We start from the raw sequence: 21,001 nt of genomic DNA on the forward strand, positions 1-21,001 counted from the left end.
GGCCACGACGGGCCGCACCCCGTCCCGTTCCGTTCACGCCGCGTCCGCGTCCAGTTCGAACCAGACGGACTTGCCCACCGCGTGCGGCCGTACGCCCCACGCGGCGGCCAGCGACTCCACCAGCACCAGCCCCCGGCCGTGCGTGCCGTCGTCGGTGTCCGGGCGGCGCAGCCGGGGCCGACGGGCCACGAAGTCCCGTACCTCCACGCGCAGTCCGCGCGGTCCCATGGTGGCTGTCAGGATCGCCTCGTCGTCGGTGTGGACCAGCGCGTTGGTGACGAGTTCGCTGGTCAGCAGCTCCGCCACCGCCGAGCAGTCCGGACTCCCCCAGTGCCGGAGCAGTTCGCGCAGCGCCCGGCGGGCCTCCGGGACCGCCCGCAGGTCCGCCCGCCCGAGTCTGCGCCTCAGTTGCGGCGCCGGTATCCGCTCCGCGGCGCCGTCGGCCTCGTCCTCCACCGTCCCTGTCGACAGAGCCCCGACCGTGCCGGGCCCGCCTCCCCGTGCCTGCCTCTTCATCTCCCCCGCCCGCGTGCCGATGTCGGTTCGGTTCCCCTCCTGCTCGAACACGTTCACGGGGATCCTTGCCCGGTCGGCAGCGGGCCAGTCATGCCGGATCGCCGACGCCCAGGTGTTCGGCCACGGCCGGGGCGGCCTGGAGCGGCCGGAGCGGGCACGGCCGGCGCGTACGGCGCGTCGGGCCCCGGAGCCGACCGGTGGAGATCGGCTCACCTGTCTATTGCGGACTGCCGCTCCGGCCGTAACCGGCCAAGAGGTGAGGCGGGTGGTTCCTCGGCGGCGGCATATCTGCAACCGTTCCCGCCCCGGAACGGCCCGGGCGAAAGTGGCCGGAATACGACGGTCCCGGCGCCCGCCGTCCCGACCCCCGTGGCGGGAGGGCGGTCACCGGGACCGCGGGCGGTGGTCCGCCGGATCAGTAGAGCTTGTTCACGGCGGTGGCCGTCGTCTTCTTGAAGGCGGGCACCGGAGCGTCCCCGAAGTCGCCCAGCTGCGACCACTCCACGACGGTCACCGTCCGCCCGTCGCGTCCCACCGACAGCAGACGGATGTCCGTCGCGCCCCAGGACGTCTCGGTGTGCAGGCCGTGGACGCGGGCGCCCTCCTCGACCCGTATGCCGCCGTAGTTCCGGTAGGCGGCCTCGACCTCGGGGTCGCGCTGCTCGATGCGGGCCGCGCAGGACCGGATCTCCTGGTTCATCAGGTCGGCCAGCGCCTTCGCCTGGGCCGTCGTGCCGGTGACGATGGTCAGCTGGCGGGCGCTGGTGTCGAGGTCGGTGTGGAACGGGCGGTAGCGGGAGTCGTAGCCCGGGAACACCTCGTCCAGGCAGAGCCGCAGCTCGTCCGGCACCCCGTCGGTGACCTCCCCGGCGGTCCAGGACGAGGAGGGGTGCGGCGGCAGGTCGGCGGCCGAGAGGAACGCGGGCGCGGTCACCGCTCCGGCGGGGGCGGCGAGTGCGGTGAGGCCGGTGAGTGCGGCGACGGCGAGTGCGGTGAGCGCGCCGGCTCGGGTGCGGATGGGCATGGGTCTCCCCGTGTGCGAGTGCATGAGTGTGGACTGCCGCCCTCCGCCGGCTGGTCGGACCGGCCCTCGGGGCGACACCAAGAGCATCGGCGGGGCACGGCGGCGGGCGCAACCGGGGACGCAGGATCCGTCGGCATGGAACCATCCCACCCCCTCTGACGTGCAGATACATGGAGTGCCTGGGATGCCGTCCCGGGCCCGCGAGCGCACCGGGGGAAAGGTGTCCGGACAGGACGACGACGTCGCGGAGTTCGCGACGCTGCTGAGAGAGCTGAAGGGGCGTACGGACCGCAGTTACGGTGCGCTCGCCCGCCGCCTGAACATGAACACCTCGACGCTGCACCGCTACTGCGCGGGCGACGCGGTCCCGCAGGACTTCGCGCCCGTGGAGCGGTTCGCCGCGCTGTGCGGGGCGACGCCCGAGGAGCGCGTGGAACTGCACCGCCGCTGGCTGGCGGCGCTGGCGGCCCGGCAGCGGCCCCGCCCGGAGGCGGCCGCGCGGACGAACGCCCCGGCGCCGGAGATAGAAACAGAAACAGAAACAGAACCGACTCCACCCCCGGTGCCGGAGGAAGCACCGGTCCCGGCCCCTGTCCCCTGGTACCGCCGCCGTCTCGCCGTCACCGCCGCCGTCGCCTGCGCCTTCCTCGCCACGGTGGGCAGCCTCGCCGCGCTGCCCACCGACCGCCGCTCCGCCACCGAGGCGGCCCCGTCGTCCCGTACGACGGCCACGACGCCCGCGCCCCGGACGTCGAGCGGCCCCTCGACGTCCACGGAGACCCGGCCCCCTGACGGAGCCTCGACGACCCCGTCACCCACCACGCCGACGAAGAAGCCCGCCGCCCCCGGCACCACACCCACCGAACGCACCACCCCCACCCCACACCCCGCCCCCGCCGTCCCCCTCGCCTGGACCGCCGACTCCCAGGTCTGGGCGCAGGGCTGCGGCCACGACTACGTCGTCGGCAAGCCGCCCGCCCAGGTGCCGCCGCCCCCGGCCCCGCAGGACGCCGGGACCTGGGCGGCGACGCAGGGCGCGGTGCACGGCAGGGAGACGAACGTACGGATCTCCGTGCAGGGCCTGTCCTCCACGGCCGTGGTCCTGGAGGCGCTGCGGGTACGGGTGGCCGGGCGGGCCGAGCCCGCGCCGGGCAACGCGTACGCCATGGACCAGGGCTGCGGCGGCGCGCTCACACCGCGGCACTTCGCGGTGGACCTGGACAAGGACCGGCCGATCGCCCGCTCGGTCGCCGGGAACGACGCGGGCACGCCGATCCCGGCCGTCCGGCTGCCGTACCGGGTGTCCGCCGAGGACCCGGAGGTGCTGCTGGTCACCGCGCGGACGGCGGGCTGCGACTGCCGCTGGTGGCTGGAGCTGGACTGGTCGTCGCAGGGCCGCACCGGCACGGTCCGCGTCGACGACCACGGCCGCCCGTTCCGCACCAGCGCCATCGAGGGCCTGCCCCGCTACACGTACGACACCTCGGCCCGCGCGTGGGCGCCGTACGACTAGGGCCGGGGCACGTTGCGGAGGTTGGAGCGGGCCATCTGGAGCATCCGGCCGACCCCGCCGTCCAGCACGATCTTGGACGCGGAGAGCGCGAACCCGGTCACCATCTCGGCCTTGATCTTCGGCGGGATGGACAGGGCGTTGGGGTCGGTGACGACGTCGACGAGGGCGGGGCCCTTGTGCTTGAAGGCGTCCTTGAGGGCGCCGGCGAGCTGCTTGGGCTTCTCGACGCGGACGCCGTAGGCACCGCAGGCGCGGGCGACGGCGGCGAAGTCGGGGTTCTTGTTGGTGGTGCCGTACGAGGGCAGTCCGGCGACCATCATCTCCAGCTCCACCATGCCCAGCGAGGAGTTGTTGAACAGGACGACCTTCACCGGCAGGTCGTACTGGACGAGCGTGAGGAAGTCGCCCATGAGCATGGCGAATCCGCCGTCGCCGGCCATCGCCACCACCTGGCGGCGGCGGTCGGTGAACTGCGCGCCGATCGCCATCGGCAGCGCGTTCGCCATGGAGCCGTGGGAGAAGGAGCCGATGACGCGGCGGCGGCCGTTGGGCGAGATGTAGCGGGCCGCCCAGACGTTGCACATGCCGGTGTCGACCGTGAACACCGCGTCGTCGTCGGCGACTTCGTCGAGGACGGCGGCCACGTACTCCGGGTGGATCGGGATGTGCTTGTCCACCTTGCGGGTGTACGCCTTGACCACGCCCTCCAGCGCGTCCGCGTGCTTCTTCAGCATCTTGTCGAGGAAGCGCCGGTTCTCTTTCGTCTTCACCCGGGGGATGAGACAGCGCAGGGTCTCCTTCACATCGCCCCACACGGCGAGGTCCAGCTTGGAGCGGCGGCCGAGGTGTTCGGGGCGTACATCGACCTGGGCGATGGCGACGTCGTCGGGCAGGAAGGCGTTGTACGGGAAGTCGGTGCCGAGCAGGAGGAGCAGGTCGCACTCGTGGGTGGCCTCGTAGGCGGCGCCGTAGCCGAGCAGCCCGCTCATCCCGACGTCGAACGGATTGTCGTACTGGATGTGCTCCTTGCCGCGCAGGGCGTGCCCCACCGGTGACTTGATCTTCTCCGCGAACTCCATCACCTCGGCGTGCGCGCCCGCGGTGCCGCTGCCGCAGAACAGGGTGACCTTCTCGGCCCGGTCGATCAGGTCGACCAGCTTGTCGATCTCCTCGTCGCCGGGGCGGACCGTGGGCCGGGCGGTGACGAGGGCGGTCTCGGCGACCCGGTCGGGGGCCGGTTCGGCTGCGATGTCGCCGGGGAGCGAGACGACGCTGACGCCGGAGCGGCCGACCGCGTTCTGGATGGCGGTCTGCAGCAGCCGGGGCATCTGCCGCGGGCTGGAGATCAGCTCGCTGTAGTGGCTGCACTCGCGGAACAGCCGGTCGGGGTGGGTCTCCTGGAAGTAGCCGAGGCCGATCTCGCCGGACGGGATGTGCGAGGCGAGGGCGAGGACGGGGGCCATGGACCGGTGGGCGTCGTACAGGCCGTTGATGAGGTGGAGGTTGCCGGGGCCGCAGGAGCCCGCGCAGGCGGTCAGCTTCCCGGTGATCTGGGCCTCGGCGCCGGCCGCGAAGGCGGCGGTCTCCTCGTGCCGGACATGGATCCACTCGAGGGCGGAGTTGCGGCGGACCGCGTCGACGACGGGGTTGAGGCTGTCGCCGACGACGCCGTACAGGCGTTTCACGCCGGCGCGGGCGAGGATGTCGACGAACTGTTCGGCGACGTTCTGCTTGGCCATGGATCCCTGCGCCCCTTCGTTGTGCGGCACGTCCGGTGAGGCCCCTCGATCCATGAATCCACACAGTGCGCGGTTACGCCTCCCAAACGGCGGCCGCCGTACGGTCGTCGGCGTACCCCTTCACCCGGACCTGGGCGTCGGCGAGGAACGCGGCGAGGCCGGGTGGTTCCCGGTGCGACCACCGTTCGGTGAGGTGGGCGGGGAGTTCGGGTTCGCCGCGCAGGGGCTCGGCGAGGCCCTCGGTGCACATCAGCAGGACATCACCCGGTCGGGCGACGGAGGCGCGGAAGCGGAAGGGTTCGCGGGGCGGTTCGGGGAGCGGGTCGTACGGGCTCGGGGGTGTGGGGATGCCCAGGTCCATGGTGAGCCGGTCGCCCTCCGCGGTCTCGGGCGGCGGCGAGCCGAAGCCGACGACGGGCTCGCCGACGACCTCGGTGACCTGCGGTTCGATGTCCTGCCAGGCGCCGTCGCGGAGCCGGAAGAGACCGCCCGCGCCGACGCCGAAGAAGACCCGGGTCCGGCACTCGGGGTCGGCGGGCAGCAGCAGACAGCGCAGGGTGGCGGCGTACTCCTCGGGGCGCAGGCCCTGGTCGGCGGCGCCGGCCCGGAGTCTGCCGAGGCTGCGGTCGGTCAGCCGGTGCAGGCCCGACTTCAGGTCGCCGCGGCGCCCCGCGCGGATGTCCTCCACGAGCCGGGCGTGGCTGCGGCCGACGGCTCTGCCGATCCACTGACACACCTCGGCGGCGGCGCGGTGGGCGCGCGGGGTCGCCCGCGCCCCGGTGGCCATCGCGACCAGCAGCAGCGCCTGTTCCCCGGTGCCGAAACGGGCGGTGAGCAGCGCGTCGCGGCGCGGTTCGCCGCGGTACCGGGCGGAGTCGCCGCGCAGGGAGGCGGCGCGCAGGGTGCAGGTGCCGTAGCGGGCGCCGTCGAGCACCGTGTCGGGGACGAGATCGCCGAGGTCGTCGGGGTCGGCGGTGGGGAGGGCGGTGGGCTCGGGGTCGTAGGTCGGGGGGCCGGAGCCTACGTACGCGAGCGGGGTGGGGGGTATCGCAGGGGTGCTCGCCCGGCCGGCGGGGGGCGAGGAAGACGCGGGGGGCCTGGGCGCCGTGGGCGACGTGGCGGACCTGGGGAGCGGGGGTGGCGCGGTGCTTCCGGTCGCCGAGGCGGTGGGTCCCCCGGGTGGCGGAGTGGCCTTCTCGGGCGGCGGAGTGGCGGCCTCGGGCCGCGGACCGGGTGCCTCGGGCCGGGGACCGGCCGATTCCGGCCGCGGAATGGGCCCGCCGCGTGGTGCCGGTACGCGGGGCGGGGGCGCGGGCGGGCCGCCGGTCACCGCGCCGGACGCGGAGGCGAACCTGTCGTCCAGCGAGTCCGGCGTGGGCGTGGGGCCCGTGTCGTCGACGGAGTCGTCGTACAATTCCCCCCACCAGTCGTCGGAGTGACCGGTGGGCCTTCCCCCCTGCTGGCTCATGCCGGTAATTGTCCACGGCGGGGGCCGGAAGAAAACGGGGCATCAGGAAAATCCGGTACGCCGTGACGCGTGGGTCGGCGTGTCGGGCGACGCGTCGAACAGCGGTACGGGCGGCGGGCGATGGTGGCCGCCGAGCGGTTCCACCCCCCACGGGAGAACCGCCCGGCGACGGCACGAGACCCGGCCCCGTCCGCGCCGGTGACCCCACCTTCGCAGAGGCCCAGGGCGTACGGCGATGATGTTCGGCGGCGGGTTTGCGCCGTGGCTGTTTTCCGCCACCCGTGGACACCGCGGGACCGGCCGAATGGGGAGGGGCGGAGTCTGGTGCTGGCAGCGATAGGGCTGGACGAGCGGCATGAGTCGGCGTACCGCGCGCTGGTCGCGGTCGGCGCGGCCGACGTGTCCGATCTGGCGCGCCGGCTGGCGCTCGGCGAGCAGGACACCGAGCGGGCGCTTCGCCGACTGGAGCGGCACGGGCTCGCCGCCCAGTCCTCGGGCCGCCCCGGCCGCTGGGTGGCCGCCCCGCCGGGGGTGGCGCTGGGCGCGCTGCTCGCCCAGCGGCGGCACGAACTGGAGAAGGCGGAGCTGACCGCGGCGCTGCTCGCCGAGGAGTACCGGGCGGCGGCCGCCGAGCCGGCCGTGCACGACCTGGTCGAGGTGGTGATCGGCGCGGCGGCGGTCACCCAGCGCTTCCTCCAGTTGCAGCTGGGGGCGAGCGAGGAGGTGTGCGCGCTGGTCACCGGCCGTCCGGTGGCCGTCACCGGGATGGAGAACGACGCCGAGGAGCAGGCCGCCGCCCGCGGGGTGCGCTACCGCGTGGTCGTCGAGCGGGCCGTGCTCGACCAGCCGTACGGCATCACCGAGCTGACCGCCGCGCTCAGCCGCGACGAGCAGGTGCGGGTGGTGGACCGGGTGCCGACGAAACTGGTCGTCGCCGACGGCTCGCTGGCCCTGGTGCCGCTGACCCGTCCCACCGCCGAGCCCGCCGCGCTCGTCGTGCACGCGAGCGGGCTGCTGGAGCTGCTGTCCGGGCTGTTCGAGTCGGTGTGGCGGCAGGCGCTGCCGCTGCGGCTCGGCGCGTCCGGCGTCACCGAGCGGGGCCCGGACGGCCCCGACGGCACGGATCTGGAGATCCTGTCGCTGCTGCTGGCCGGGCTGACCGACGCGAGCGTCGCCAAACAGCTGGACCTGGGCCTGCGGACCGTACAGCGCCGGGTGAAGCGGCTGATGGAGCTGACCGGGGTGACGACCCGGATGCAGCTGGGCTGGCACGCCTGCGAACGGGGCTGGGTGGCGCGCGAGCGGCCGTGACGCCGGGGGTGCCGTGCCGCACGCGGGACTGCGCGGCGCGGCGGGCTCCGGCACCCTGGGCTCATGGGAGTGTGGGAGCTCCTGCTGGTCGGCGTGGTCATTCTGTTCGGCCTGTGCGGAGTGCTGCTGCCCGGCGTGCCGGGGTCGTGGCTGGTGTGGGCCGCGGTGATGTGGTGGGCCCTGAAGGATCCGCAGCCGGTGACCTGGTGGGTGCTGGTGAGCGCCACGGGCGCGCTGTTCCTCTCGCAGGTGGTGCGCTGGGCGCTGCCGCCGCGACGGCTGCGGGCGGGCGGGGGCACGCCCCGGATGGCGGTGTACGCCGGGGTGGGCGCGCTGCTCGGCTTCTTCCTGCTGCCGGTGCTGGGCGCGATCCCCGGCTTCATGGCCGGCATCTACCTCTCCGAGCGGCTGCGCCTGGGCCGGGCGGGCGAGGCGCGGGCGGCCCTGCGATCGGCGATGCGTTCGGGCGGGTGGAGTGTGCTGGCGGAGCTGTTCACCTGCCTGCTGATCGCGGGGGCGTGGCTGGGCGCGGTGCTCTGGGGCTGACCCTGCCCCCGTCGCCCGTACGGGCGCCTTGGTCCGTGCGACCTAGGGCCTCCCGCTGCTGACCGGTCCGCACGATCTGGGCCCGTACTTCGGCGAGGAGCTGCTCCGCATCCATCCGCGGTGGATCCACAGCTGGGTCTGGACGACGCCCCGACGCCCGGACGCCGCGCGCCCAGACGCCTAGATACGCACGCCCTCCAGCGTGAGCAGCCATACCTTGCGGTCGAGCCCGCCCGCGTATCCGGTGAGGGATCCGTCGGCGCCGATCACCCGGTGGCAGGGGCGGACGATCAGCAGGGGGTTGGCCCCGATCGCACCGCCGACGGCGCGTACGGCGGCCCGGGGCGCACCGATCCGGGCGGCGATCTCGCCGTACGTCGTGGTCGCCCCGTAGGGGATGGTCTCGAGCGCCGCCCAGACCCGCTCGCGGAAGGCGGTGCCGTGCGTGCGCAGGGGCAGGTGGAACTCCTTCAGCTCGCCGGCGAAGTACGCGGCGAGCTGTCCGGCCGCCTCGCGGAAGGGGCCGGCGTCCTCCCGCCCGCCCTCCCCGACCGTCCGGCCGCCCTTCTGGCCGGGCACGGACAGCGAGGTCAGGGCGCCGTCCGGGTCGGCGGTGAGCAGGAGCCGGCCGACGGGGCTGTCGAGGTGCGTCCAGTACGTGTTCACGTCTTACTCCCACTCCCCTGCTGCGCGCAGGTGTCGCGTGGCGTACGAGCGCCAGGGGCGCCAGGTGTCGGGGATGTCCGCGCCGGGCGGGGCGACGTCCGGGTCGCCGAGGGCGCGGGTGCGGATGACGGCGACGGTCGCGGCGTCCAGGCCGGGCAGCGCACTGAGCGCCGCCTGCGCGTCGTCACGGTCGGCGCCGGGGTCCAGCCGTACGGCGCCGTCGGCGAGGGCGGCGGCGAGGGCGCCGAGCGGGCCGTCGGGCTCGGCCTCGGCGAGGACGGCCGGTTCGGGGAAGAGGTCGGTGAGGCCGCCGCAGGGCGCGTCGAGCGTCTTGCCGTACCGCCGCACCAGATCCTCGGCGGCCGTCCGGCCCACCAGCGCCCGCACCGCCAGTTCCTCCGGGTCCGCGGCGCCCGGCGACCGCAGCCCAGGGCGGGCCGCGACCAGCGGACCGAGCCGCGGGTCGGCGCCCAGCCGCTCGTCGACGGCGAACGGATCGGCGTCGAGGTCGAACAGCCGCCGCAGGCGCTGCACGGCGGTGGTCAGATCGCGGAGGTCGGTCAGGTGCAGCCGGGCGTCGAGCCAGCCGCCCGGGTGGGCGACGCCGCTGCCCGGGCGTCCGCGCCCCGCCCGCTCCTCGACCGCGACGATCCCCGTGCCGTACGGCAGCCTGAGGGTGCGGCGGTAGAGGCGCTCGCCGGGCGGGCCCGTCACCTCCTCGACGCCGGGGACCGCCTCTCGCTGCAGGAGGTCGAAGACGGGGGCGGCCTGGTAGGGGCCGCGGTGGGCGAGGCGGAGGGGGATGCCGGCGGTCGGGGTCCCCGGGCGGCGGGCGGTGTGGCCGCCCGATCGCGGCGCGGCGGCGCGCAGGGCGCTCGGGGTCATGGCGTACACCTCGCGGATCGTGTCGTTGAACTGCCGCACGCTGGCGAAGCCGGACGCGAACGCGATCTCGGTGACCGGCAGCCCGGTGGTCTGGAGCAGGACGCGCGCGGTGTGCGCCCGCTGCGCCCGGGCGAGCGCGACCGGGCCCGCGCCCAGCTCGGCGGTGAGCTGCCGCTGGACCTGCCGCGCGCTGTACCCCAGCCGCGCGGCGAGTCCCGCGACACCCTCCCGGTCGACCACGCCGTCGCCGATCAGCCGCATGGCCCGGCCGACGACGTCCGCCCGGACGTTCCAGTCGGCCGAGCCGGGCACGGCATCCGGACGGCACCGCCGGCAGGCCCGGAAGCCGGAGCCCTGCGCGGCGGCGGCCGTCGCGAAGAACCGCACGTTGCGCCGCTTCGGCGTCACCGCCGGGCAGCTCGGCCGGCAGTAGATCCCGGTGGTCTCGACGGCGAAGAAGAACGCCCCGTCGAACCGGGCGTCCCGGCTGCGTACGGCCTCGTACCTGGTGTCCTCGTCCATCACGGAGTCCTTCATGGAATCCCTCACGGGATCCAGTCTCCGCCGGGGCGGGAGGTACGGCTGGCGGAAATCGGACACCGAGCCCGGCGTCGGGCGCCGAGCCCGGTGTCGGACGCCAAGCCCGGTGTCGGGCGCCGAGCCCGGTGTCGGGCGCCTTACCGCCACCCCCTCCGCTTGGCCTCCATCGCCGCCCGGCCCTCCGCGCCCTTGCGCTTCCAGTCCCGGCGCAGCTCGGCGCGGACCCGGGCGTCGGTCTTGGCGACGATCCACTGGTTCTCGCGCTTGAGCTTGCGGTAGCTGTCCAGCCGGCGGCCCGGCAGCTCGCCCGAGTCGACGGCGGCGAGCACCGCGCAGCCCGGCTCCGCCTCATGGGCGCAGTCGTGGAACCGGCAGTCCTCGGCCAGTTCCTCGATCTCGGAGAACACCTGTCCGACGCCGGTCTCGGCGTCGTAGAGGCCCACGCCCCGCAGTCCGGGCGTGTCGATGAGCACTCCGCCGCCCGGCAGGGCGAGCAGATTGCGGGTGGTGGTGGTGTGCCGGCCCTTGCCGTCGACGTCCCGGGCGGCCTGTACGGCCATGACGTCCTCGCCCTTGAGGGCGTTGGCGAGGGTGGACTTCCCCGCGCCGGACTGGCCGAGCAGCACGGACGTGCCGGTGCCGAGGACGGCGGTGAGCACGTCCACCCCGTCCCCGTCGTGCGCGCTGACGGTGAGCACCGGGACGCCCGGCGCGCTGGTCTCCACGTCCTGGACGAGGTGCGCCAGCGTCACCGGGTCCGGGACGAGGTCCGCCTTGGTGAGCACGACCACGGGCTGCGCCCCGGACTCCCAGGCGAGCGCCAGGAAGCGTTCGATCCGGCCGAGGTCGAGCTCGACGGCGAGCGAGACGGCGACGACGGCCTGGTCGACGTTGGCCGCGAGGATCTGCCCGTCGGACCGCTTGGAGGAGGTGGACCGCACGAACGCGGTCCGCCGCGGCAGATAGGCGCGTACGTACCGCGGGGTGCCCGCGGGGTCGACGGCGACCCAGTCGCCGGTGCAGACGACCCGCATCGGGTCGTGCGGGGTGACGAACGCGGTGTCCGCGCGGATCACGCCGTCGGCGGTGACCACGTCGCACTGCCCGCGGTCGACCCGTACGACCCGTCCGGGCAGCAGCCCTTCGCCGGCGTACGGGGTGAACTCGTCCGCCCAGGCGGCGTCCCAGCCGTAGGGGGTGAGGGCGGAGAAAGAGGAGGAAAGCGAGGTGGAAGTCAAGGGTGACCCTTCACAAGGGCGGCCCCGGCGCGGTGTGAGGTCGTCAGCCGGCGGCCACGGAGGTGGACCTGACGGATTCCTGGATGCGGGCAGCGCCCATCGCAATGACAGCCATCGGTCGACACCTCCTCGTCCACACTCGTTCGTTCACACGCATCACGGTGATGCGCCGCCACTGTAGCCCGCGGGCGCGGCGGCGCGTCAACGCAATTTGGGGATCAGGCCGTGGTGCACTCCCGCCCGTTCAGCTCGAAGTCGTGGCCCGGTGCGTTCTTCCCCCGCCAAGAGGCGAGGAAGCCGAAGGAGAAGGTGCCGTCGGCGGGGACCGCCTTGTTGTAGTGGGCGGCGCGGGCGGTGACGCGGGCGCCGTCCTGGGTGTGGGTGGCATCCCACATCTGGTTCACCCGCTGGCCGTCGGGGAACGTCCAGGCGACGCGCCAGTCGTCGAGGGCGCGGTCGGTGCGGACGGTGACCCCGGCCTGGAAGCCGTCGGGCCACTGGCCGACGAGTTCGTAGGTGACGTGGCAGGCGGGGGGTTCGGTCCGGCCGGGGTCCGGTGCGGGGGCGGCCGGGGCGGTGGAGGTGGCGGTGCCCTGGGGTTCGGGGTCGGGGGCGGTGTCCCGGCGGTCCGGCTCGCCGGACGTACCGGCGGCGGTGGCGGACGGGCTCCGCGGGGCCGTCGTACGGGGTGCCGGGGCGGCGGACCGGGAGGCGGGCGGAGACGGCGGGGACGGGCGGGGGTCGGCGACCGGCTGGCGGTCGGCGGTGTCGCCGGGCGGGGCGGCGACGCGGCCGCCGGTGCCGTCGAAGGGCATCAGGGTGACGGCGAGCGCCAGCACGGAGACCAGGACGGCGGCGACGAGGAGGCCGTTGCGCAGCACGCGCGGCTGGTGCCGGCCGCTCTCCTCCGGATCGTGGTCGGGCACGTCCGGGCGGCCCGCGCCGAGCCGTACCTCGGCCGCGCGGCGGCGGCGCTCCAGATAGGCGAGGCCGCCCCAGCCGATCACGCCGCCGGCGAGGGCGGCGGGCAGTCCGCCGCCGGGCAGCCGCAGACAGGCAGCGGCCTCGGCGCAGTCGACACAGCGGGCGAGGTGCCGGGACAGGTCGTCGGGGGTCTCGGTGACCGGGGTGCGGGTGACCGCGTCGAGCAGACGGGCGTAGCGGCCGCACTCCGCGTCGAGCGGTGCGTCGAGGTGGGCGCGGCGGCAGCGGTCCCGGAACAGGCGGCGCACCTCGGCGAGTTCGGCGGCGACGCCGGCCGGGTCGAGGCCGAGCCGCCGGGCCACCACGGGCAGCGGCAGCGCCTCCACCTCGGCCAGCCAGAGCAGGGCCGCGTCCGCTTCCTGCATGTCGCGCAGGGCGCGCAGGGCGAGGGGCCGGCGCGCCGGGGGGCCGGTGTAGCGGGCGGCCTTGTCGGAGGTGAGCCACAGCCGCAGGTCGGGGTCGAGGCGGTGGCCCTCCCCGGCGGTCTCCCAGGCGGCGGCCGTGGTGCGGACGGCGGTCAGCAGCAGCGGGATGCGGGGTAGCCGGGGCGGGCGGCGGCCGGTGCCGCGCGGCAGGGCGGAGTCGGTGCCGCGCGCTTCGCGGATCCCCCGGGCGAACGCCTCACGGGCGAGCCGGGTGGCCGCGGCGGATCCGGAGGTGCACAGGTCGGCGTAGGAGAGGACCGTGTCCCAGCACTCGGTGAACAGCGCCGCCTCGGTGGCGTCCTGGGGGGTCGGCAGGTCGGGCATGTGTCTCCTGCGTGCACATGCGAGGTCAACTCACCACAGGGGAAAGGGGAGTTGTGGGGAACCTCGGGGGCGGGCACGACCCTTTCACGGCTCCCCCACAACTGACAAGCGCTGTCCCTGGGTTCACTGTCCGGCAGTGCCCCGTTCACTGTCCCGCAGTGACCGGCTCCTCCGCCACCGATTCCTGCGCGGGCAGGCTGTCCATGAACGAGCTGACCGAGAAGACGGCGCGGCCGGGGCCGGGCGGGCCGTAGCCGGGCGGGGAGGTCAGGCCGAACTCGTCCATGGTGGCGCGGTAGGCCTCCAGCAGCCGGATGTGGTACTCGAGCGGCGCGCCCTGGGGGTTGGCCTTGCCGAGCGGGGTGGTGGGCTCCGGGCACCAGGTGGTGAAGCGGGGCGTGATGCCGTGCGACATGAAGAAGCGCAGGCCCTCTGTGGTCGACGCGATCGCCTCGTCGACCGTCGTGAAGCCGAACGGCTCGGCCATCTCCACGCCGGCCACGAAGTTGGGGATGACGTTGCGGGCGCCGAAGACGTCCGCCGAGTCGAGGATCCGCCGGTGCCATTCGTCGCGGCCCACGTAGCGCTCCTTGCCGGGGCAGTACAGCTCGAACAGGCGGCGGTCCCACACCTCGTAGTTGGGGTGGTAGATCTGCACGCCGTAGTCCTTGAACCGCTGGACGTCGGCCTTGGGCAGCGCCTGGGCGACGACCTTGCCGATCCAGCGGCCGGGGAAGCGCTCCTCGATGGCCTTGGCGTAGTGGCCGTAGAAGTCGGCCTCGTCACGGCCCGCGACGGTCTTGGTGATGGCGCCGCCGGTGAGAGTGTAGGCGGTGGACGCCTTCTGGGTATCGTACCGGTCGATGATCTCCAGGGCCTCGAGGACCTCCTCGACGTCCTTGACTCCTGTATACGGTCGACCGGCGGCCTTGTGCTGGCGCCAGTTGTGGTTGATGTCGCAGTACTGGCACTCCTCCTTGGCGCCGAAGTACTGGCAGACCCGGAAGACGGTGAGGTAGATCAGGTAACCCCACTGGATGGTGGGGGCCACCTCCATGACGGACTTCCCGTTGGAAAGGGTGTGGCGGTAGTACTCGGGCATCGGCGGCACGCCGACGTCGGCGATGCGCTTGCCGTCGAGGTAGAGACCGAGGACACCGTCCTCGTTCGCGGCGACCCGGTACGGCGAGGACGGGTTCACCCGGACGGACACGACGGTCCGGCGCAGGTCGTACGGCCCTCCGGTGAGGATGATCTCCTCCGGCGGGCGGCGCAGCGCGGCCTCGCCCAGCTCGGGCAGGGTGCCGTGGTCGAAGGAGAAGATGAAGTACGACTTCGGCTTCACCTCCCCGGCCTCGTTGTCGCTGAGCGCGGACGGGTCGAAGGCCACACCCCCGCGCAGCAGGTCCTCTTTGAAGACCGCCTCCCGCGGCACATGCGGGAAGCGCTCCATCAGATCCTCGACGAGCGCGGTGCGGCTGCCCATCCGTGTCTCCTCCCTGCGGCGTCTTCGTGGTGCGGCGTGCGACTTCTCACGGTATGCCTCATGGCTTCGGGGATGTGCAGCCGGGTCCGCCAGCCTCGACATTTCGGACCGCTTTCGTCTGATTCGTCAGATTCTTCAATCCTCCTCCGCCGCGTAGTACCAGAACTCCACCTCGGCCAGGTTGCACCGCCCGTTGTGCCCGTCGTACAGCCGCAGGCGCGGGAAGACGGCGGTCTCGGCGAGCGTGGCCTCGTACCAGGTGCCCTCGGTGGTGGCGCCGACGGTGTGCAGGTCGGTCCAGGTGGCGCCGCCGTCCGCCGAGCCGCGCAGCACGGTGCCCGCGGCCCGGCTCGCGTACCCGGCGCGGGGCAGGATCCGCACCCCGTCGACGCGCAGCGGGGCCGACGCGCCCGCGTCGATGTCGATCCAGCTCTCGGCGGCGAGAGTATCGGTGTACGTCGCCGGGTCGCCGTCGAAGGCCTTCCAGGCGTTGGAGGCGGTGGTGCCACGGCCCGGCCACTCGATGGTGGACGCGGCGACCATGGCCGCGGTGACCGGGGTGCGGCGCAGCAGTGTCTCTCGGGAGACGAGCAGTTCGTATGCGGTGTACACCTGGTCGATGCGGGTGTCGTCGTCCGTTCCGGTGGCCTGCTCGATCTGGTCGAGTTCGGCGGTGAAGGCGGCGTGGCTGCGCTTGGTCCACTCGGCCGGGTCGACGGCGTGGGCACGGGCCAGCACCCGTGCCAGCGTCTCGGCCTCGGCGACGGCGACTCCTGAGGTGCGGGTGCCGCCGCCGGCGAGCGTGGCGGTGACGCGGTAGTGGCGTCGGCCGTGACGGAGTCCCTGGTCGCCGTAGGCATACGACCGTATACCGTCGACCAGCTCCTCCCACCGCTCCCCGTCCGTCGAGCGGGACACCGTGAACGCCACCGCGTCCTCCGGCTTGTTCCAGCGGACGCTCACCGTGTCGGCGTCCCGCGCGAGGTGGACCAGCACCGCTCCGGCGGGCAGGGGCGACACCGCGACCCTGGTGAACTCGCCGTCGCCGGTGGCCGCGAGGCCCGCGTGGACCGCGTACGGCAGTGGCGTGAACAGCGAGGCGACCGTCGTCCAAACCTCGCCGTCCGCCGACACCTGACCGTGCACCCGGTGGGTGGCGAGGTCGCGGACCAGGCGCAGATACGGGGTCGCGGCGAGGGTGTGGCCATCGAGGTGCCGGGCGACCGGCGAGCGAATGTCGTCCTGCCAGTCGTGGCGGCTGTCGCGGGTGCGGTTGTGGAAGACCAGCCGGCCCTCCGCGTCCGCGCCGAAGTACAGGTGCCGGGTGTCGGCCGTGAGCCGGTCCCGCAGCATCAGTCCGGTCAGCGGCCCGCGCGCCCGGTCGACGCGGGCGGTCAGGGTGAAACCGCCGGGCACCGGGCGGCTGACGAAGTGCAGCTGGTCGTCGATGTCCCGGGCATCCACCCGGTAGTCGTCGCCTTCACCGAGCCCGTCGCCGCGCGCCCCCAGGATCCGCACCACCGGCCCGCGCACCAGGCTGCTGCCCGGCAGCGCCCCGGCCAGCGCGTCGTCCCGCCAGCCGGAGCCGCGCAGCCCCGGCGACTCGGGCGCGGCAAGCCGGGCCCGCAGGGCGTGCGAGGGCCAGCCGCGGCCGTGGGCGTTGACGGCGGTGACCGTGTAGTAGTACGTCTCGCCGAACGCGGCCGAGCGATCCGTGAAGTGGCGGCCCGTCACCCGCTCGGCGACGACCTCGTACGGCCCCTTGCGCCGGATCGCCCGCCGGACCTCGTAGTGCTCGGCGCCCGCCGTGGTCTGCCAGGTGACGGTGAGGGCGCCGTCTCCAGGCAGGACATGCGCGAAGTCGACGTGCGCGGGCCCCCGTTCGCCGGTCCCGTCGTCATCGAGCCGCAGCACCAGGCCCGTCTTCGGCGGTACGGTCACCCGGCCGTCGCGCACCGGCAGCCGGTCGCCGCTCACCAGGTCGAGCACGTCGGCGCCCGCCGACGGCACCTCCACCTCGTGGGAGCGCTCGTTGCCGTAGGCGGCGCGGGTGGTGTTGAAGACGAAGAGGTAGCGGCCCCAGCGGGCGGTCAGCAGGTCCGGGTAGCCGGAGTAGGGGTGGTCGGCCTCGAAGTTCTCGCGGCGGACCGTGCCGACGCCGGGCTGGTGGGTGATCGGGGCGATCTCCCCGGCGAGAGACTGCGGGGCGTCGGCGCCGCCGATCTGCTGGTCCTCCATGAAGTCGACGTCGATGTTGTCCATGCGGGCCCAGTAGTCCTCGAACGCGAACCGCCCGTTGGTGGCGATCTGCACGATGTGGTCTCGGTCCGGCAGCCGGACGTGGAGGCGGCCGTTGCGGGCGAAGCCGCGCTGGCGTTCGTTGAGGTGGCCCCACAGGTGCAGGTCGCCGTCGCGCAGCGACACGAACATGCAGTCCACGTCGACCCAGGCGAACCGCTGGTAGGCGCGGGTGTTCACGTCCAGGGCGGTCAGTTCGGCGGGGGTGTAGTAGGCGAAGTCAGTGTGCGGGTGGACGATCCCGGCCGGCGTCTGCTCCTTCAGCCAGGCCCAAGTCCCGCCGAGTTCGAGGTCGTACTTGTTTTTCGCGGCGACGGCGGAGAACGTGCCGAAGTACTGCCCGTCGGCGATCTGCTGCTGGGCGAGACCGACCGCCTGCCGGGCGTGCTCGCGGGTGGCGCGCCACTCCTCGCCGGCGTACCGGTCCGGGTGCTCGGCGATGTGGCGGGCCAGGGAGACGTAGTGCAGCAGCTTGCCCTCGGAGATGCGCAGCACATAGCCGGGGAAGCCCGGGTAGTTGGTGTTGCGTTCGTCGATGACCATCTCCATGCGCATGGTGCGCTTGAGGTTGTCGTCGAGGTCGGTCATCCGGGCGTGCGAGCGGGCGTGTAGATTGCGCAGCGCCAGCTCCAGGATGCGGTCGTTGAGCGGCTCGTCGCCCGCGTGGCCCCAGGTGCGGTGGAACCATTCGGGGAGGTAGTTGGTGGCCTCGCCGTAGTTGGCGACGTAGCCGTTCTCGCGGGTGTGTCCGGCCTCGGTGACGGTGGTGTGGTGGCGGCCGAGGGGGAGGCGGCGTACGACGTTGCCGTCCCGGTCGAGCTTGGAGCGGGCGAGGCCCTTGATGACGTAGCGGATGTAGTCGGCGGTCCAGCGGGCAGTGGTGTCGTGCTGGAAGAGGGAGTGGAAGAGGTCCAGGTCCTTCCCGTCCGGGCCGACTAGCACCTCCTCTCCGAGGAACGGCTCCCAGCCCAGCGCCTCGCCCGCGATGCGATGGCTGCGCGCCCTGCCCTCGTAGAACCGCGAGCCGATCACCCGCAGGCCCTCGTGGGCCTCCCAGGCGCCCTCGTAGGTGTACATCACCTGGTTGTAGATGTACGACAGCCGGGAGCGGGCGTAGTCGAAGTTGGCCTTGAGGACCCGCTCCCAGGCGGCGCGCCGGGTCAGCGGGCCGCCGTCGAAGTCGACGTCCTTCAGGGAGGTCTCGCCCTCCTCCGTGCCGGTGGTGAACGGCTCGTCGAGGAACGCCTCGAAGGCCTCGCTGCCGTAGACATCATTGTCGGCGATGACGTTCTCGACCAGGTAGAGGGCTTGGCCGAGCGCGCCGTAGTAGCCGCCCCAGTCCCCCTGGTGGCCGCCCCGGGCGAGGAGTGTGGTGTTGCCGTAGTAGTCCTTGGTGTGGTTGTCGACGCACTTGAAGACGCGCAGGAGGGCGGCGCGGCGCTTGGCGGGCGTCCGGCCCGGGCACCAGTCGGCGCGGGCCAAGGCGCCCGCGTAGAAGAAGAGTTCCTCGACGTAGCGGACGATCGACAGTTTGGCGGCGGGCGAGGCGTCGACCTTGGCGGACAAGTCGTGGAACAGCTTGACCTGGCTCGCCACGTAGCCGTCGACGAGCGCCTGCTGCCGGTCGGCGGGGAGGGCGGGGACGGTGTCGGTAGGCGGGGTGAAGTCCGCCTGCGGGTCGCCGGTGAGGTCGAGGTGGGCGCCAGTGTGGGTGTAGGCGCGGTGGTAGCCGCGGGAGTCGGCGGTGACCTGGCCGCTGAAGGCGCTGTCGTAGGTGCGCAGGGTGATCTCGGCCTCGGCGCGGCCGTGGGTGTGCTCCAGGGGCAGCATGATCGTGGCGTAGAAGAACCGGCCGGGCAGCGGGCGGCTGGTGCCGGTGTTCAGGGCCTCGTAGTCGCCGGAGCGGCGGTAGCCGATCTGCTCGCCGTTGATGTACGCGATCGTCTTGTACGCCGAGCTGTCGCCGCCCCAGAACTTGACGGTGAGGTAGGTCTGCCGCACCGGGTCGACGGCGAGGGTGAAGCGCAGGTCGCCGCCCTTGATACCGGGCGTGGCGAGGGGCTTGGACACGCGGGCGCGGTCGCCGAAGTGGCCGTCGACGACCGCGGTGTCAGGGCCGTGGAAGGCGTGCAGGGTCTCCGAGTCGGGATCGCCGAAGTCGATGACGTCGAGCCGTCCGGCGTCCGCCGCGCCGACGGCCCCGGGCCCGGCGGCGACCTGCGCGACGGCCGTCGTCGGGGACCAGCCGGTCAGCGCGAGCGCGCCGGTGCCGGCGGCGGCCGTTGCCAGGACGGATCTTCTGGAGACGGGCATGCGGGGACCTCGCAGTCGGGGCAGGAGGAGGAAGGCGGGGCGGAAGGCCTGCGGATAGTAAACGTTCTCTACGACGCTAGTGCGGTCCATCTTGGATGGGCAAGATACCTGCAGGGCATATCCCCTCGCTGTTTCAGTAACCGTTCTCTACCCGCCGCCCGTTACCGGGACTCTTCGCAGAAAGCCCCGGCGTTCACGCCGGGGATGAATGCATCTCAAGGCTGCTCTGACGTGCACCATGAAGCGGACATTTTTGCTGCTCGATGTACTGGCGGACGATCGCCAACGGCGCCCCGCCGCACGACGCGAAGAGGTACGAGGGTGACCACAGGCGCCCGTGCGTGATGGCCCGGTTGATCCGGCCGGTGGACTCCTGCCGCAGCCGGCGAGCGGAGACGCCCTTCAGGCTGTTGACCAGCTTGGAGACGGCGACCTTGGGCGGGTAGTGCACCAGGAGAGTAGGGTCTTTCGTCATGCAGCTCCGCTACAACTACCGGGCCTATCCGGACGCCTCCCAGCGCCGTGCGCTGGCGAAGGCGTTCGGGTGCGCCCGCGTGGTGTGGAACGACTGCCTGCGCGACCGGAAGGAAGCACACTCGGCCGGGCTGCCGTATGTGACGTCTGCCGAGCTGTCCCGGCTTCGCATCACCCAGGCCAAGCGCACCGCCGAGCGCGCCTGGCTCGCCGACGTGTCGGCGGTCGTCCTGCAACAGTCCCTACGGGACCTCGATGCCGCCTACAAGAACTTCTTCGACAGCCTCAAGGGCAAGCGGCAGGGCCGCAAGGTCGGCCCTCCCCGCTACAAGTCGAAGAAGGACACCCGGCAGTCCATCCGCCTCAACACCAACGCCTTCTCCCTCCAGGACGACGGCACGGTGTACGTGGCCAAGGTCGGCAGCCTCAAGGTCAAGTGGTCCCGCCGGCTTCCGGCCGCGCCCACGTCCCTGACCGTCATCATGGACAGCTCCGGCCGGTACTTCCTCAGCTTCGTCGTGGACACCGAGCCGGACATCCTCCCCGAGGCGGACACCGACGCCGGGATCGATCTGGGCCTGTCCGCGTTCGCGGTCCTCTCAGACGGGACGAAGATCAGCGCCCCGCGTTTCCTGCGCCGGGCCGAGAAGAAGCTCAAGCGTCTTCAGCGGGAGCTGTCCCGCAAGGCCAAGGGATCGAAGAACCGGGACAAGGCCCGTGTCAAGGTCGCACGCCAGCACGCCAAGGTCGCCGACAAGCGGCGGGACTGGCACCACAAGGCTTCCACACAGATCATTCGCGACAACCAAGCGGTGTACGTGGAAGACCTCGCGGTGTCCGGCCTCGCCCGTACCCGGCTCGCCAAGTCCGTGTACGACGCGGGATGGTCCGCGTTCGTCGACATGCTGGAGTACAAGGCGGCTCTGCACGGCCGCACCTTCGCCAAGGTGGATCGTGCTTTCCCGTCCTCGCAGGTCTGCTCGGCCTGCGGATTCCGGGACGGCCCGAAACCCCTCCACGTCCGGGAGTGGACGTGCGGCGCGTGCGGCGCCGTGCACAACCGCGACCACAACGCAGCCCGCAACGTCCTCTTCGAAGGACGCCGTATCGTCGCCGCCGGACGGGCGGAGACGCTAAACGCCTGTGGAGCGCCGGTAAGACGGGCACACGTGCCCGCACAGCGCGGTGAAGCAGGAAGCCCCCGGAAGGGTCAGACGACCCAGGCCGGAATCCCTGGACTTTGAGACCAGG

General features: G+C 73.0%; 14 protein-coding genes and 1 pseudogene. 4 read left to right on the forward strand and 11 right to left on the reverse strand.

The genetic code is table 11. The features are described 5' to 3' along the window. Positions 1-33: 33 nt before the first annotated feature. Both ACZ42A_RS20155 and ACZ42A_RS20160 read right to left on the reverse strand, forming a co-directional pair. Positions 34-516: an ATP-binding protein gene (locus tag ACZ42A_RS20155; RefSeq protein WP_468528778.1), complete on the reverse strand. Its 483-nt coding sequence runs from the start codon at positions 514-516 to the stop codon at positions 34-36. A 415-nt stretch (positions 517-931) separates the two neighbouring features. After that, positions 932-1,540, reverse strand: a complete 609-nt coding sequence (locus ACZ42A_RS20160) for a J domain-containing protein (RefSeq protein WP_468528591.1) — start codon at positions 1,538-1,540, stop codon at positions 932-934. A gap of 184 nt (positions 1,541-1,724) precedes the next feature. Here ACZ42A_RS20160 and ACZ42A_RS20165 point away from each other — a divergent pair, with 184 nt between their 5' ends. Then, positions 1,725-3,053: a helix-turn-helix domain-containing protein gene (locus ACZ42A_RS20165; protein ID WP_468528592.1), complete on the forward strand. Its 1,329-nt coding sequence runs from the start codon at positions 1,725-1,727 to the stop codon at positions 3,051-3,053. Here ACZ42A_RS20165 and ACZ42A_RS20170 read toward each other — a convergent pair. Continuing rightward, entirely contained in the window at positions 3,050-4,792 is a 1,743-nt protein-coding gene (locus ACZ42A_RS20170) for a pyruvate dehydrogenase (RefSeq protein WP_468528593.1), read from the reverse strand. The genes ACZ42A_RS20165 and ACZ42A_RS20170 overlap by 4 nt on opposite strands. A gap of 73 nt (positions 4,793-4,865) precedes the next feature. Further along, positions 4,866-6,260, reverse strand: a complete 1,395-nt coding sequence (locus ACZ42A_RS20175) for a PP2C family serine/threonine-protein phosphatase (protein ID WP_468528594.1) — start codon at positions 6,258-6,260, stop codon at positions 4,866-4,868. 324 nt (positions 6,261-6,584) lie between these two features. On the opposite strand from ACZ42A_RS20175, the gene ACZ42A_RS20180 reads away from it, so the two are divergent. Together ACZ42A_RS20180 and ACZ42A_RS20185 are read left to right on the forward strand one after the other, a co-directional pair. Continuing rightward, entirely contained in the window at positions 6,585-7,571 is a 987-nt protein-coding gene (locus tag ACZ42A_RS20180; RefSeq protein WP_468528595.1) for a helix-turn-helix domain-containing protein, read from the forward strand. Positions 7,572-7,634: 63 nt separating this feature from the next. Then, positions 7,635-8,117, forward strand: coding sequence for a DUF456 domain-containing protein (locus ACZ42A_RS20185; RefSeq protein WP_468528596.1), 483 nt, complete (start codon positions 7,635-7,637; stop codon positions 8,115-8,117). Positions 8,118-8,297: 180 nt separating this feature from the next. Here ACZ42A_RS20185 and ACZ42A_RS20190 read toward each other — a convergent pair whose 3' ends face one another. The 7 genes and pseudogenes from ACZ42A_RS20190 to tnpA form a co-directional block, all read right to left on the reverse strand. Next, positions 8,298-8,783: a methylated-DNA--[protein]-cysteine S-methyltransferase gene (locus tag ACZ42A_RS20190; protein WP_468528597.1), complete on the reverse strand. Its 486-nt coding sequence runs from the start codon at positions 8,781-8,783 to the stop codon at positions 8,298-8,300. Between the two features lie 3 nt (positions 8,784-8,786). Continuing rightward, entirely contained in the window at positions 8,787-10,190 is a 1,404-nt protein-coding gene (locus tag ACZ42A_RS20195) for a DNA-3-methyladenine glycosylase 2 family protein (protein WP_468528779.1), read from the reverse strand. A 155-nt stretch (positions 10,191-10,345) separates the two neighbouring features. Next, positions 10,346-11,446, reverse strand: a complete 1,101-nt coding sequence (gene rsgA, locus ACZ42A_RS20200; RefSeq protein ID WP_468528598.1) for a ribosome small subunit-dependent GTPase A — start codon at positions 11,444-11,446, stop codon at positions 10,346-10,348. 218 nt (positions 11,447-11,664) lie between these two features. Further along, positions 11,665-13,179 (reverse strand): cellulose-binding domain-containing protein, encoded by a 1,515-nt coding sequence (locus tag ACZ42A_RS20205; protein WP_468528599.1) that lies wholly within the window; start codon positions 13,177-13,179, stop codon positions 11,665-11,667. A gap of 145 nt (positions 13,180-13,324) precedes the next feature. Further along, positions 13,325-14,665, reverse strand: coding sequence for a radical SAM protein (locus ACZ42A_RS20210; protein ID WP_468528600.1), 1,341 nt, complete (start codon positions 14,663-14,665; stop codon positions 13,325-13,327). 135 nt (positions 14,666-14,800) lie between these two features. Next, positions 14,801-19,276, reverse strand: coding sequence for a discoidin domain-containing protein (locus tag ACZ42A_RS20215; protein WP_468528601.1), 4,476 nt, complete (start codon positions 19,274-19,276; stop codon positions 14,801-14,803). 193 nt (positions 19,277-19,469) lie between these two features. Then, positions 19,470-19,733 (reverse strand): annotated as a pseudogene (gene tnpA, locus ACZ42A_RS20220) (IS200/IS605 family transposase); the annotation flags it as partial. Between the two features lie 16 nt (positions 19,734-19,749). On the opposite strand from tnpA, the gene ACZ42A_RS20225 reads away from it, so the two are divergent. Next, positions 19,750-20,994 (forward strand): RNA-guided endonuclease InsQ/TnpB family protein, encoded by a 1,245-nt coding sequence (locus ACZ42A_RS20225; RefSeq protein WP_468528602.1) that lies wholly within the window; start codon positions 19,750-19,752, stop codon positions 20,992-20,994. Positions 20,995-21,001 lie beyond the last annotated feature (7 nt).

This window comes from Streptomyces sp. NPDC030838 (genome assembly GCF_055572035.1).